The 14,774-nt window shown below is 41.7% G+C and carries 12 protein-coding genes and 9 tRNA genes; all 21 read right to left on the bottom strand.

Going from position 1 to position 14,774, the window contains the following annotated elements; genetic code table 11:
• Positions 1 to 2: 2 nt before the first annotated feature.
• Positions 3 to 953, bottom strand: a complete 951-nt coding sequence (locus QM865_RS02005; RefSeq protein ID WP_219967249.1) for a helix-turn-helix transcriptional regulator — start codon at positions 951 to 953, stop codon at positions 3 to 5.
• Between the two features lie 107 nt (positions 954 to 1,060).
• The gene (locus QM865_RS02000) at positions 1,061 to 1,585 is read right to left on the bottom strand and encodes a DnaA ATPase domain-containing protein (protein ID WP_219967250.1); all 525 of its coding nucleotides are present in this window, start codon (positions 1,583 to 1,585) and stop codon (positions 1,061 to 1,063) included.
• 87 nt (positions 1,586 to 1,672) lie between these two features.
• Entirely contained in the window at positions 1,673 to 6,064 is a 4,392-nt protein-coding gene (locus QM865_RS01995) for a PolC-type DNA polymerase III (RefSeq protein WP_414305894.1), read from the bottom strand.
• Positions 6,065 to 6,167: 103 nt separating this feature from the next.
• Positions 6,168 to 8,249, bottom strand: a complete 2,082-nt coding sequence (gene fusA, locus QM865_RS01990; RefSeq protein ID WP_000090354.1) for an elongation factor G — start codon at positions 8,247 to 8,249, stop codon at positions 6,168 to 6,170.
• Between the two features lie 275 nt (positions 8,250 to 8,524).
• Positions 8,525 to 8,995 carry a 30S ribosomal protein S7 gene (gene rpsG / locus QM865_RS01985; RefSeq protein ID WP_000087873.1) on the bottom strand — a complete coding sequence of 157 codons (471 nt, stop codon included), beginning with the start codon at positions 8,993 to 8,995 and terminating at the stop codon, positions 8,525 to 8,527.
• Between the two features lie 19 nt (positions 8,996 to 9,014).
• Positions 9,015 to 9,428 (bottom strand): 30S ribosomal protein S12, encoded by a 414-nt coding sequence (gene rpsL, locus QM865_RS01980; RefSeq protein WP_001142332.1) that lies wholly within the window; start codon positions 9,426 to 9,428, stop codon positions 9,015 to 9,017.
• A gap of 313 nt (positions 9,429 to 9,741) precedes the next feature.
• On the bottom strand, positions 9,742 to 10,341 hold the full coding sequence (locus QM865_RS01975) for a response regulator transcription factor (protein WP_060627194.1): 600 nt from the start codon (positions 10,339 to 10,341) through the stop codon (positions 9,742 to 9,744).
• Between the two features lies 1 nt (position 10,342).
• Positions 10,343 to 11,440 (bottom strand): sensor histidine kinase, encoded by a 1,098-nt coding sequence (locus QM865_RS01970; protein WP_414305893.1) that lies wholly within the window; start codon positions 11,438 to 11,440, stop codon positions 10,343 to 10,345.
• On the bottom strand, positions 11,440 to 12,177 hold the full coding sequence (locus QM865_RS01965; protein WP_414305892.1) for an ABC transporter permease: 738 nt from the start codon (positions 12,175 to 12,177) through the stop codon (positions 11,440 to 11,442). Before QM865_RS01965 ends, QM865_RS01970 begins: the two co-directional genes overlap by 1 nt.
• A 1-nt stretch (position 12,178) precedes the next feature.
• The gene (locus QM865_RS01960) at positions 12,179 to 13,063 is read right to left on the bottom strand and encodes an ABC transporter ATP-binding protein (protein ID WP_414305891.1); all 885 of its coding nucleotides are present in this window, start codon (positions 13,061 to 13,063) and stop codon (positions 12,179 to 12,181) included.
• Positions 13,050 to 13,244, bottom strand: coding sequence for a hypothetical protein (locus tag QM865_RS01955; protein WP_261031208.1), 195 nt, complete (start codon positions 13,242 to 13,244; stop codon positions 13,050 to 13,052). The genes QM865_RS01960 and QM865_RS01955 overlap by 14 nt, the downstream gene beginning before the upstream one ends.
• Positions 13,241 to 13,447 carry a hypothetical protein gene (locus QM865_RS01950; RefSeq protein WP_414305890.1) on the bottom strand — a complete coding sequence of 69 codons (207 nt, stop codon included), beginning with the start codon at positions 13,445 to 13,447 and terminating at the stop codon, positions 13,241 to 13,243. Before QM865_RS01950 ends, QM865_RS01955 begins: the two co-directional genes overlap by 4 nt.
• Positions 13,448 to 13,936: 489 nt before the next feature.
• Positions 13,937 to 14,010, bottom strand: a tRNA-Pro gene (locus tag QM865_RS01945).
• A gap of 15 nt (positions 14,011 to 14,025) precedes the next feature.
• Positions 14,026 to 14,099 (bottom strand) — tRNA-Arg (locus tag QM865_RS01940).
• An 11-nt stretch (positions 14,100 to 14,110) separates the two neighbouring features.
• Positions 14,111 to 14,196, bottom strand: a tRNA-Leu gene (locus QM865_RS01935).
• 7 nt (positions 14,197 to 14,203) lie between these two features.
• A tRNA-Gly gene (locus tag QM865_RS01930) sits at positions 14,204 to 14,275 on the bottom strand.
• Positions 14,276 to 14,297: 22 nt separating this feature from the next.
• Positions 14,298 to 14,370 (bottom strand) — tRNA-Thr (locus tag QM865_RS01925).
• An 18-nt stretch (positions 14,371 to 14,388) separates the two neighbouring features.
• Positions 14,389 to 14,470 (bottom strand) — tRNA-Leu (locus tag QM865_RS01920).
• Between the two features lie 5 nt (positions 14,471 to 14,475).
• Positions 14,476 to 14,548, bottom strand: a tRNA-Lys gene (locus QM865_RS01915).
• A 24-nt stretch (positions 14,549 to 14,572) separates the two neighbouring features.
• Positions 14,573 to 14,645, bottom strand: a tRNA-Asp gene (locus tag QM865_RS01910).
• A 2-nt stretch (positions 14,646 to 14,647) separates the two neighbouring features.
• Positions 14,648 to 14,720 (bottom strand) — tRNA-Val (locus QM865_RS01905).
• Between the last annotated feature and the right edge of the window lie 54 nt (positions 14,721 to 14,774).

Below are 14,774 nucleotides of genomic sequence, written 5' to 3'. Positions count from 1 at the left end.
CCTCATCTATATTTATCTATCATTTCTTGAACTGTTTGCTTCATATCCTCTACTAAAATCCGGGGAGATAAAACAGTAACTGCTTCCCCTTGTCCCAGCAACCAGCGTTTAAGACCCGGTGTATGCTGACTTTCAAACTGAAAATGAGTCCAATCGCCATTTTTCCCAACTATTTTTGCATTTGGAAATTGATCCATCACAATAGTCGGATCATACAAGTACTCGATTTCAATACTGATTTTCTTCCCGATAAAAGCATCCACTCTCTCGTTACGAATGTCGCCATCTCTAAATTTATCTCGATAAGAAATAGAGGGTTTCTCTATACCACTAAGAGACCATGACTGGATACGGTCTACTCTTAAAGTAATATAAATGGCATGTTTCAACTGGTAAACAACCAGATAGAAATAATGACTATCATAGTAAAGAGAGACTGGTAAAACAGTCTGCCTCTTAGAAGACTCAGAATAAGGTTTTTGATAGACAATATCTAGAACCTGTTCATGCAAAATAGCTTCTGATAAATTCCATATTTTCTCTATTCTATTTTGTTGATCCGTTAAGGGAGCATAGTTAAGCTTTTCGCTGCCAATGATCTGCTCAATTTCTTTCTGATCAGCACGGGGAACCAAGACCAGTAAATTAGTTAGTAAGCTAGCAATTTCTGGTCTGTTCAGTGCTCGATTTTCCAATAAAATCTTTGAAATAACGAGAATATCCTTTTTATTAAAAACTGACTTACTTGCTAAACAATACTTATTCGTCTTACGGTTATAAAGCAAATCTCCACTATAACTGGTATTACTAGATAAAATATCACGAAGTAGAGAAAAATCTCTCTGTATCGTCTTTTCACTAACCTCAAATTCCTGAGCCAATTGCTTTTTTCCTAACTGAGTCCCAAACTGTAAGCGTAAAAAGATCGTTAGCAGTCTCTCTTGATCATTCATTTGCAGTCCTTCTACATATTATTCAAACAATATTATTTCCAGTACATTATTATCACTTCTATAGTATAACTAGCACTTTATATTCAAAACAATTAAAGCAAAATAAACTAGCCCTTAGATGATTTCAACTGTACCACTATGCCAGATTCGAAGAACTCAACTACGGATTCTGGCATATTTTTTAAGTCTTCGGGTAAGCAGTCTGAATATACAATGAAGAGTTTGCTTCTTTTCTTATTCTCTTTGAATTGCTGCATCCAGTATTCCTGTACCCTTTGATCAGCCTCTCCCAAAAATTGAACTCCATCCAGAAAAATCAAATCATACTCTGTATACCCCATTTGCAGTTTCATCCATTGACTATGTTTAGAAAAAATCAAATTATCTCTCACTCGATAATATGCAAGTGATGCTATTGGAGTAACAGGTTTTATTTTAGTTAACGTATAATAAAACAAATGCCATCTATCAGTCTCTGAAATACCGCAAATGTAAATACATTGAGAATCTTCTTTTAAGTCTATTTGTGGGAATCCGGTCCAATCATTCCCATCATCTTTCAAGCCTTTTTCAAAATTATAAATTTCCTCTTCAATTGACACATTAGAATTTAAAATTTCTTGATTCACCATATTATACTCTCTTTTCTATTATTTTTAAGAGAATTATAACAAATCAAGTGGACATATTTTGTCCACTTGATCAAAATAAGCAATTTTTTAAAACAATTCATCAAACAAACTCAACTGGTTATCCTCTGGCATATTGCCGAGAATCCCCATTTCATCCATTTTTTCAACCAAGGTTGATGAGAGTCCACCACGCTTGCGTAGTTCTGTTTTAGAGAGGAATTCTCCCTCTTCACGCGCTCGCACTAACTGCTTGGCAACGTTTTCTCCCAGACCGTCCATTGCTACAAATGGCGGAATGAGGGTATCCCCATCGATGAGGAACTCTGTCGCCTGACTACGGTAGAGGTCTAACTTCCCAAACTTGAAACCACGCTCCCACATTTCATTGACAATCTCCAGAGTTGTATAGAGGTCAATTTCCACATTAGAAGCTTCATTGTTCTTCCGTTTTTCAGAGATTTCTTCCATTCTGCGTTTGATGGCATCCAAGCCCGCACCCATAGTCTTGATATCAAAGGCTTTAGCACGGATTGAGAAGTAAGCACAGTAGTAATAAATGGGATGATGAACCTTGAAGTAAGCTACACGCAGGGCCATCATAACGTAGGCTGCCGCATGGGCTTTAGGGAACATGTACTTAATTTTCCCACAGGACTCGATATACCACTCTGGCACCTTATTAGCCTTCATGGCTTCGATATAGCCATTGCGTTCCTCTTCGGAAATCTTGAGCCACAAACCTTTACGCACCCGTTCCATGATAGTAAAGGCCATCTTAGGTTCGAGACCAGCATGCATGAGATAAACCATGATGTCATCCCGACAACCGATAACGGTTGATAGGTCAGCAATCCCTTGCTTAATCAAATCTTGGGCATTGCCAAGCCAAACGTCGGTACCGTGGGACAACCCTGACAACTGAAGCAATTCTGCAAAAGTCGTCGGATGGGTTTCATCGACCATCCCTCGAACAAAGTTGGTCCCAAACTCAGGAATCCCCAGCATGCCCGTAGGCGTTCCGATTTGCTCAGGTGTTACCCCTAACACATCCGTCCCAGAAAAGAGGGCCATCACACCTTCGTCATCCATCGGGATTTCATTAGGATCAATCCCAGACAAGTCCTGGAGTTTTCGAATCATGGTCGGATCATCATGTCCCAGCACATCGAGTTTGAGGACGTTCTCGTCGATATCATGGAAGTTAAAGTGAGTCGTCTGCCATTCAGCCGTCACATCATCTGCTGGATACTGGACAGGCGTAAAGTCGTAGACATCCATGTAGTTAGGAATAACAACGATTCCCCCTGGGTGTTGTCCTGTCGTTCGTTTGACACCAGCCGCACCTTGAGCAAGACGTTCCACCTCTGCATCACGATAAAACTTGCCATAGTCCCGCTCGTAACCCTTGACAAATCCATAGGCAGTCTTAGCAGCTACCGTACCAACCGTTCCTGCACGGAAGGCGTATTCTTCACCAAAGATATCACGCACATCCAAGTGGGCGCTAGGCTGGTCTTCTCCCGAGAAGTTCAAGTCAATATCGGGAACCTTATCCCCATCAAAACCAAGGAAGGTCTCGAAAGGAATATCCTGTCCGTTTTTGCTGAGTTTATGACCACATTTAGGACAGTCCTTATTGGGCATATCAAAACCTGAACCATAAGAACCATCTGTGATAAACTCACTGTACTGACACTGACCACAGACATAGTGTGGAGAGAGAGGATTAACCTCTGTAATCCCAATCATGGTCGCAACGAAACTAGATCCGACAGACCCACGAGAACCAACCAAGTAGCCCCGTTCATTGGAACGTTGCACCAGCATCTGGGAAGCCAGATAAATCACGGCAAATCCATTCCCCAAAATGGAAGTCAATTCTTTCTCAATTCGCAAATCAACGATATCTGGTAGCGGATTTCCATAAATCTCAAAGGCTTTCTTATAGGTCAACTCAGCAACTGTTTCTTCAGCCTTGTCGATGAAAGGCGTATACAAGTCACCCTTAACGACCTCAACAGGCTCAAAGGTCTCTGCCAAGGCATTGGTGTTTTCAATAACCAGTTTACGTGCCAGTTCCTCTCCCAAGAAGGCAAATTCATCCAACATCTCATTTGTCGTTCTAAAATGGGCTTTTGGCAGAGGAGCTGGTTGGGCATGTTCACCATGACCGATGGTCCGGTTAATCATAGCCCCCTGTCCCAAGCTACGGACGATAATTTCACGGTAAATTTCTTCTTCTGGTTCGATATAGTGAACATTTCCCGTAGCCAAAACAGGCTTACTAAGGCGGTCTCCAACCTCTATCAAACTCTTGATAATAGTTTGGAGTTCCTCCATATCCTTGACCTGCTCCTTAGCAATCAAGGGAGCATAGATAGCTGGTGGCATAACCTCGATAAAGTCATAATACTTGGCCACCTCAACCGCCGCATCCACACCTTGAGAAACGACTGCATCAAAAACTTCACCTTCTGCACAGGCTGTTCCTAAAATCAAGCCCTCTCGATGGGCATCTAGAACCGTTCTCGGAATCCGTGGTACTCCTTCAAAGTACTTGGTGTTAGACAAAGAAACCAGTTTAAAGATATTTTTTAGACCTACCTGATTCTTGACATAAATGGTCGCATGCTTAATCCGAGCTTTTTTATAAGAATCTGGACTGATTAGATCAATATTGAGTCTAGCCAGATCAGTCACACCATGTTTTTCTGCTACCTCTTTGATAAAGATGAAAAGCAGGCGACCTGTAGCTTCCGCATCGTAATTGGCCATGTGGTGATGTTCCAAAGCCACACCAAAACGCTTAGTCAAAGGTCCCAAACCATGACGCTTATACTCAGGATAGAGGTTTCTAGCAAACTCCAGCGTATCGATGACTGGCTGACTAATCTTAGGCAGACCATGACGCTCATAATTGGCATTCATAAAGCCAACGTCAAAGGTCGCATTGTGGGCGACTAAGACTGTATCCTTACAAAATTCTTGGAATTCTTGCAGAACTTGTTCCAGTGGTTTGGCATTTTTGACATGATCATCTGTAATTCCAGTCAATTCCGTGGTAAAGGCTGACAAGGGATGCCCAGGATTGATAAATTCATCAAATTCAGCAATGACATTCCCCTTATACATCTTAGAGGCCGCAACCTGAATCAAGTCATTATAAATAGCTGATAGACCCGTCGTTTCCACGTCAAAGACAACGTAGGTCGCTTCTGACAAGTCCATCTCCACTTCGTTGTAAACGATAGGAACCCGGTCCTCCACGATATTGGCTTCCATTCCATAGATTAGCTGGATTCCCGCTTTCTTAGCCGCCTTATAGCCGTGTGGGAAGGACTGGACATTCCCGTGGTCCGTGATGGCAACCGCCTTGTGTCCCCACTTAGCAGCTGTCGCAACGATTTCTTCAACCTCTGGCAGAGCATCCATGGTCGACATGTTAGTATGAGCATGAAACTCAACCCGGCGCTCACCTTCTGGCATCAAATCTTTCCGCTCATAGTGAACAACTTCCTGCACATCCTGCACGTTCATAGTCAAATCGCGTGTGAAGTTATTCATCTCCACATTCCCACGCACTCGGAGCCAAGAATTCTTCTTGATGAGATCAAATTTCTGAGCCTCTTCCTCATTTTTAACCCACTTTTGCATAGAAAAACTTGAAGTGTAGTCCGTCATTTTAAAATTGATTAAAACACGACCTGTTCTAGTCACTTTTTGCTCTACATCAAAAACAACCCCTTCAAAAACCAAACGATTTTCCTCAGTCGTCACTTCGATCATAGGAGTAATCTCCGCCCTGTCCAACTTCGGTTTAGCTACAGCTTTTTTGGCCTGAAAATCAAAGGCTGGCTTCTCTTCTGCTGGAGGAGGTGCCATCTGTTCCAGTTGTTCCATAGCACGGAGCGCTTCCTCATTGGCAGCTTGAACAATCTGCTCATTTTCAGCATGAAAGGCTTCTTCCTGCTCTTGAGTCATCACATCATTTTTCTCTACTTGACAGTTAAAAGTAGGAAAACCAAATTTTTCAAGTTGTTTAGCTAAATTAGGAAGATGATTTTTCTTAAAGTGTTCCTTATCAATCGCCTCGGAACCTTCGATAAAGAGTTGATTGCCCTCAGCACGAACTTGCAGATTTTGATAAAGGGACTTAAATCCTTGACTAGAACATGGCCCTTCAGAAAAAGCCTCTCTATAATAGGCCTGCAAGAGTTGATTTGAAAATTCTTGAGACAGAGTCTTGATTGCGAAAACAGCTTTATTGCCTGTCTTAGAAAATTCTTCGCTCAAACCTTTCCTTAATTCTAAAAAAATTTCAATCGGTAAAATATTAGAAAATACGAAATGAAACTCCCATACCTTACTAATTTTATGAACTACAACTCGCTCAATATCAGCCTGTGCCAAAGCAGGAGCCTGTCTCATTTCAGCAGGCATTCCCAGTTGATTCATCAAAATTTCAAAACTATTTGACATTCATTTTCCTCACATTATTCTTCTACTATTTTACCATATTTAGAGGTATTTTCTAAAGACAAAAGGAAGCCACTAAGTGACTTCCTTCTAGAGTGAGAACTGATTAGTCTTCACCTTTGTTTTTCTTAATGATTTCTTCTTGTACTGACTTAGGTACGTCTTCGTAGTGGTCAAATACCATCATGAATGTACCACGTCCTTGAGATGCAGAACGAAGAACTGTTGCGTAACCGAACATTTCAGCAAGTGGAACGTAAGCACGAACGATTTGGCTGTTACCATGTGCTTCCATACCATCTACACGTCCACGACGAGCAGTTACGTGACCCATAACATCACCAAGGTTTTCTTCTGGAACAGTGATTGTTACAAGCATCATTGGCTCAAGGATAGCTGGTTGTGCTGATTTAGCAGCTTCTTTAAGGGCAAGTGAAGCCGCGATCTTGAAGGCAGTTTCAGATGAGTCGACATCGTGGTATGAACCATCGTAAAGCTTAGCTTTAACGTCAACCATTGGGTAACCTGCAAGAACACCGTTAGCCATAGATTCTACCAAACCTTTTTCAACCGCTGGGATAAATTCACGAGGAACCACACCACCGACGATTGCGTTTTCGAATTCGAATCCTTTACCTTCTTCGTTTGGAGTAAATTCAATCCATACATCACCGAATTGACCTTTACCACCAGACTGACGTTTGAAGAATCCACGTGCTTGAGTAGAAGCGCGGAATGTTTCACGGTAAGATACTTGAGGAGCACCTACGTTCGCTTCAACTTTGAACTCACGACGCATACGGTCAACAAGGACGTCAAGGTGAAGCTCACCCATACCAGAGATAACTGTTTCACCAGTTTCAACGTTTGTTTCAACGCGGAATGTTGGATCTTCTTCAGCCAATTTTTGAAGGGCAATACCCATCTTGTCTTGGTCTGCTTTAGATTTTGGCTCAACCATCAATTGGATAACTGGTTCTGGAACGTTGATTGACTCAAGGATGATTTTAGCTTTTTCATCTGTCAATGAGTCACCAGTAGTAGTATCTTTCAAACCAACGGCAGCAGCGATATCACCTGAGTAAACAGTGTCGATTTCTTGACGGCTGTTAGCGTGCATTTGAAGGATACGTCCGATACGTTCACGTTTACCTTTAGAAGTGTTCAATACGTATGAACCTGATTGAAGAACACCTGAGTAAACACGGAAGAATGTCAAACGACCTACGAATGGGTCAGTCATGATCTTGAAGGCAAGAGCTGCAAATGGCTCTTCGTCAGAGGCTGGACGAGTTTCTTCAGCGTCTGTATCTGGGTTAATACCTTTGATTGCTGGGATATCAAGTGGGCTTGGAAGGTAGTCAATAACCGCATCAAGCATCAATTGAACACCTTTATTCTTGAAGGCTGAACCACACAATACTGGGAAGAATTCAACGTTGATAGTCGCTTTACGGATACCAGCTTTCAATTCTTCGTTAGTGATTTCTTCACCTTCGAGGTATTTCATCATCAATTCTTCGTCAGTTTCAGCAACTGCTTCAACCAATTTTTCACGGTATTCTTGTGCTTGGTCAAGGTATTCAGCTGGAATATCTTCTTCAAGGATATCTGTACCAAGGTCGTTCGTATAGATTTCAGCTTTCATCTTGATCAAGTCGATGATACCACGGAAGTCATCTTCAGAACCGATTGGCAATTGGATTGGGTGTGCGTTTGCTTGAAGACGATCGTGAAGTGTGCTTACAGAGTAAAGGAAGTCAGCACCGATTTTGTCCATTTTGTTGGCAAATACGATACGTGGAACTCCATACTCAGTTGCTTGACGCCAAACTGTTTCAGTTTGAGGCTCAACACCTGATTGTGAGTCAAGAACGGTAACCGCACCATCCAATACACGAAGTGAACGTTGTACTTCGATTGTGAAGTCCACGTGTCCTGGTGTGTCGATGATGTTTACGCGGTGGTTGTTCCATTGAGCTGTTGTTGCAGCAGATGTGATAGTGATACCACGCTCTTGCTCTTGCTCCATCCAGTCCATTTGTGACGCACCTTCGTGAGTTTCACCGATTTTGTGGATTTTACCAGTGTAGTAAAGAATACGCTCAGTAGTTGTTGTTTTACCAGCATCGACGTGAGCCATGATACCGATATTACGAGTTTTTTCAAGTGAAAATTCGCGTGCCATGAGGTTTGTTTCTCCTATTTATTTTTGATTTCTATTCTATTATAACACGATTTTAATAAAAACGGATAGGCAGGACCTACCCGTTCTCAATGTTTTCATGCTATTGTTGGTTTCAACTTACGAGATGGTAAGTTGAGTTGTTGCTAAGAGCTGATCGAGCTCAATTGAACTCGGGCTAAAAGCTTGGAAAATAGATAAGCTCTCCTAGAATCTTTGATTCTTCGTCAAGCTTCCTAATTTTCAGTCGCTTTTTTAACGCCCTTAGTATCTTAATCTTACCAACGGAAGTGTGCGAATGCACGGTTAGCTTCAGCCATACGGTGAGTGTCTTCGCGTTTCTTAACAGCTGCACCAGTGTTGTTAGCAGCATCCAAGATTTCTTTTGCAAGACGATCTTGCATTGTGTGTTCACCACGAAGACGAGCGATTGTTACCAACCAACGAAGTCCAAGTGTTGTACGACGTTCTGGACGAACTTCAACTGGGACTTGGTAGTTAGAACCACCAACACGACGTGCACGTACTTCAAGTACAGGCATGATGTTTTCCATAGCTGTTTCAAATACTTCAAGTGCATCGTTTCCAGTAGCTTCTTTGATTTGCTCAAAGGCACCGTAAACGATTGAAGCAGCTGTACCACGTTTACCATCAAGCATAACGCGGTTGATAAGACGAGTAACTAGTTGTGAATTGTAAAGCGGATCTGGCAATACGTCACGTTTTGGAGCTCTATTTTTACGACTCATTTCTCTTTATCCCCTTTCCTTATGCTTTTGGACGTTTAGTACCGTATTTAGAACGGCCTTGTTTACGATCGTTAACACCTGCAGTATCAAGTGCACCACGGACGATATGGTAACGTACCCCTGGAAGGTCTTTTACACGTCCACCACGAAGAAGAACCACGCTGTGCTCTTGCAAGTTGTGTCCGATACCTGGGATGTAGGCAGTAACTTCGATAAGGTTGCTCAAACGTACACGAGCGAATTTACGAAGGGCTGAGTTAGGTTTTTTAGGTGTCATTGTTCCAACACGAGTTGCAACACCACGTTTTTGTGGTGAAGAAACGTTTGTTTGAACTTTTTTATGACTGTTGTAACCAACGTTCAAAGCTGGTGATTTAGATTTTTCTACTTTTGATTTACGCGGTTTGCGAACCAATTGGTTAATTGTAGGCATCTACATTCTCCTGTGTTTTTTTATTTTTGGTGATGATACACTTGGTGACAGCTATCATCTGTGTGTACTTTTGCAACATTTGTCAGCACGTCCCTGTACACTCTTGAGAGACCAAAAGTAAAAAGTACCGTCTATTATTGTAACAAAATTTTCTATTGGTTGTCAAGATATTTTTCTTTTTTATTGTTAACTTTAGCTCTTTTGTAGTGCTCCCCCAAAAAAGAAAAAGGAGGAATCCCACCCTCCTAAAGTTAGTATTGTTCCATTCAATCCCATCAATTTAGCACATAATGGTTTTCGAGATATGATAGTATCACAACCAACCAGATTCTTTCGCAATATTAGCAGCTTCTGTTCGATTACCAGCATCTAGTTTCGAAAGAATATTGGTGACATAGTTTCGGACGGTTCCGTTGGATAGATAAAGTTTGTCTGCAATTTCTTGGTTAGAGAAACCCTGAGCGATTCCCTTTAAAACTGCGATTTCTTGCTCTGTTAATGGATTGGGATGCGTCATCACCACTTCCATCAATTCAGGTGAATACTCCTTGCGCCCTTCGAGGACAGTGTGCAAGGTTTGCATGAGGTCTGCAATATTTCTTTCTTTTAATACATAAGCATCTACTCCAGCCTTGACCGCACGTTCAAAATACCCAGGACGCTTGAAGGTCGTCACTACAACCACCTTTGTTTCTAGATTTTCTGCTCGTATCCACTCCAAGACTTCGAGGCCCGTCTTAACAGGCATTTCTACATCAAGGATGGCGATATCTACAGACTCCTTTTCTAATAGTTGGATTGCTTCTTGCCCATTCTTGGCTTGAAAGACAGACTCTACATCCGGTTGAAGCGTGAGCAACTGGCACATGGCATCTCGCAACATACTTTGATCTTCTGCAACAAGTAGTTTCATCTTAGTTTCTCTCCTTATAAGGTAGTCGAACCTGAACTTCTGTCGGTTGTTTCCAACTAATTACCTTTACTTCTCCCGAAAATGGAAGAACACGATCTCGAACCGTATGGAGGTCATCCCCCTTTATAGAAGCAAAGCCACAGCCATCATCTCCCACTGTTAGAATGAGTTCTTTCTCTGTCCGTTCTAATTTTAAGTACGCTTTAAACGCTTGGGCATGTTTGATGATATTGGTTACTAACTCAAGCAAAATCATGGAAGCCGTCGACTCCACATCCTGGGTCAAGCTAGCCTTGTCCAAGTGATTGTCAACTTGAACCTCAATGCCAGCAATTTCTAACATCTTTTTCACAGTCTCTAGTTCGGATGTCAAAGTTCTAGACTTAAGATTTTCCACAATGGTTCGCACTTCACGCATTGATTCTTTGCTAATTTGCTGTATTTCTCTTAATTCCTTTTCCACCTGTGGATAAGCCTGTATTTGAAATAACTGCAAGGCTAGATCAGTTTTAACACTAAGCATAGCAAAGGTATGCCCCAGACTATCATGCAAATCTTGACCGATACGACTGCGTTCATTTTCAGCAAGCAATAGATTTATCTGCGCATTTTGCTTAGCCTGTGCTTCTTTCAAATCCTCCACAATCCGAATCCGAACCAAGCCAAAAGTCATTAAATCGATAAAAGTGATAATTCCAAGCAGATAGACTAGAAACTCAACTTCAACTTCCTGAAAAATCAAAAGTTGCCCCACAACAAGGAATTGAGCAAGGAGAAAAGTCCGGACATGTAAAGAATTAAAACTACGTACGCCGAAATGATAAATTAAGAGATTGGCAAGGAAAAAGAAGAACCAGATATAATTTACACCAACAAAGGCAGTATTCCCAGCTACATAGGCTAGCATAATCACCCAACAGAGCCAGGATAAACGCTGACTCTTGGTGGTTAAAACACCTAAGTAAGCCAAGACAAACAGAATGTCAATCAACAAATGCCAGCTAGGAAGCTCCCCAGTCACTACAGGAACGATGGGAAAAACCATAAAAATCAAACTGGTCCAATACATATAGTCTATGCTTTTCAGTCTTTCAAGCATTAAGCATTCTCCTTATGACCTTGAAGGTAAATGGTCAAACCAAACAAAACTGCTGAAAAAACAAGTAGATAAACTGTGGCTGATAAATTGATGCCACCCTCGTTTAAGAAGGTCTTGAGCAACTCCATCAACTGATAAGTTGGTAGGCACTTCCCGATTGCTTGCATCCAGTCTGGAAATAAAGAGATGGGCATCCATAGTCCGCCTAAAACAGCCAAGCCTAGATAGAGAAGATTGCCCACGACTGACATCAGCTGACTAGACGGTAAGAGAGTCAGGATCAAGCCAAGCGCTACAAAAGCTACACTTCCTACTATCAGCAAGAGCGCAGCCCCAATCCAGCTTCCTAAAGGCATATCCACACCTCTGACCAAGTGCCCGACTGAGAATACAACTAGGATTGAAACCAAATAATCAGCCATCATACTTGTTATCTTTGATAGATAATATTCTACCATATTTACAGGGCTATGGCGCAATGTTTTCTGCCAGTTGTTGATTTTATCGGTATGTAAAACAGCTGGGAATGAAAACATAGCTGTCGACATCATGGAAAAAGCCGTCATGGAGATGAGGTAGTCGCGCATAAAATTAGCCGGTCCACCTGGTGTTTCTTGGTACATGCCTGAAAAGAATAAATAGAAGGCTGTCGGCATACCTACTGATAATAAATAATAGACTAATTGTCGTTTGGTCAATAGAAATTCTATCTTGTTTAGTGCGATCCATCGTTTCATCTTAGTCATCTCCCTTTTGTGTTTCTTCAAAGATTGTATCCAACAAGCTACGATTATTGACTTCAATTTCTTGAATCCTACATCCTGCTTGCACTAACAGTTGCCAAAAAGCATCTGCTTCACATGTAACTACTTGCAAAGCATCTTGTTTTTGTGACCAGTTTTCAACCAAGTTAGACTGCTCAATGACTTCCTTGTATGCTAGAGGAAGGATAAAGTGCTTTTCAATCTCCTCACTGCGCATGGCTAGAGGTGTTGTATCGCGAATCAACTCTCCCTTATTCAAGACCAAGATTCGATCCGCTGTATGCTCTACCTCTTCGATATAATGGGACGAATAGAGGATGGTTACTCCCTGAGCTTTTAACTCCTGAACAATTTCCCAAAAGCGTTGACGAGTTGAAGTATCCATGGCAGCAGTTGGTTCATCTAAAAAGACAAGCTTTGGTCGTCCAATCAAGGTCAAGACAAAAGAGAAGAGACGCTTTTGCCCGCCTGACAATTTTTCTGCGAATTGCTCTTTCTGTTGCTGGTCAAACTGCAATAGTTGATCGATTTCCTGGTTGCTCAAGGGATTTGGATAAATACTTTGAAAGAAAGCAATCAACTCTTTGACCTTTAATTTCTGAACGATGATATTTTCTTGAGGGAGATAGGATCTTTTGTAGTCTAACTGAGAACTCGTCACTGGCAAGCCTTGGATGGATACTTGACCGCTTGTGACCAGTTTATCTCCAAGCAAACAGTCCAAGAGTGTGGTCTTCCCAGCACCATTGGGACCAATCAAGGCGACACATTCACCTTCAGCTATCTCAAAGGAAATATCCTTCAAAATAGCCTTGCCCTTGATGATTTTATTTAAGCTTTCTACCTTAATCATGTTCATGATATTCTCCTTTCAGCCACTCCTTTCCCATAGGAAAGGCGATAAAAATCATAAATCCTAGTCCCCAGATACCACGGATGAATTGGTGAAGGAAGGCTTGATCAAACCAACCTGTAAACATTTCTACCAACCATACCACTAGTGATAGTCCAATAAAAAGATAGAGAAACGCTTTTTTCATTTTTCAAACTCCTTTTTCACATATGAGACTAATTTCAAACCTTCTCGGATAAGCCAGGACATCATTCCAAATCCTGCAAATAGCTCCCAAGGAAAATGATAGAAATCTTCATCCAATCCTGAGAACATGAGATAAGTCATGACTCCTGCTGCTACTAGACTCACTGCGACAATCATTTTATTTTTCATCTCTTCTTCCTCCATTTGATACATCTATTATAATTCTTTAAATCTACTGCCACTAGAAGCTTCTGTCATGAGGAGATATGACAAATGTCATAAAAGATTCTGTTCAAAATAAGCAAGATACACTATACAATAAAACACAAGTAGAAAAATCTAAGGCAGCTTCCTCAAAAGAAATATCAAACCCCATTCACACTATATTGAAAACTAATACTTATTTAAAATCAAAAGAGCGGAAATTTTTATCGCACAAACATATACATTATATGCAGAACAAAAAACTCTTCAATAACTTTCTTAAAAGTTTGTAAGAATTATACAATCTCTTAAATTTTAATTTATGTACCTAAACTACAGTATTCATTGAACAAATCAGGAAACAAAAAAAGATACGCGATCAAAATGAATTACTGAAATTAAAAAAGAGAGAAGCAAACTGATTCTCTCTTAATCGTATATAATATCTAGTTAAATAAAAAAGATACGCTTACGTATCTCTGTAATGAATCGGGAAGACAGGATTCGAACCTGCGACACCTTGGTCCCAAACCAAGTACTCTACCAAGCTGAGCTACTTCCCGAGTTAAATAGAAAAATGCACCCTAGAGGAGTCGAACCTCTAACCGCCTGATTCGTAGTCAGGTACTCTATCCAGTTGAGCTAAGGGTGCTCATTATATTATGCCGAGGACCGGAATCGAACCGGTACGATCGTTACCAATCGCAGGATTTTAAGTCCTGTGCGTCTGCCAGTTCCGCCACCCCGGCCTCTCTAAGCGAACGACGGGATTCGAACCCGCGACCCCCACCTTGGCAAGGTGGTGTTCTACCACTGAACTACGTTCGCACTATTTTCTTCTATCTAAAAATGCCGGCTACATGACTTGAACACGCGACCCTCTGATTACAAATCAGATGCTCTACCAACTGAGCTAAGCCGGCTCATTTATTATATCTTAATGCGGGTTAAGGGACTTGAACCCCCACGCCGTTAAGCGCCAGATCCTAAATCTGGTGCGTCTGCCAATTCCGCCAAACCCGCAGATATGACCCGTACTGGGCTCGAACCAGTGACCCATTGATTAAAAGTCAATTGCTCTACCAACTGAGCTAACGAGTCTAAAATAACTTGCGTTATCTTAAACGGTCCCGACGGGAATCGAACCCGCGATCTTCGCCGTGACAGGGCGACGTGATAACCGCTACACTACGGGACCTTTGGGAGTTAACGGGATCGAACCGCTGACCCTCTGCTTGTAAGGCAGATGCTCTCCCAGCTGAGCTAAACTCCCTAGAGCTAAGCGACTTCCATATCTCACAGGGGGCAACCCCCAACTACTTCCGGC

It is taken from the genome of Streptococcus mitis (assembly GCF_047462815.1).
GTDB classification, from domain to species: Bacteria; Bacillota; Bacilli; order Lactobacillales; family Streptococcaceae; genus Streptococcus; species Streptococcus mitis_DO.
This window is presented reverse-complemented; position numbering and strand designations above follow the sequence as displayed.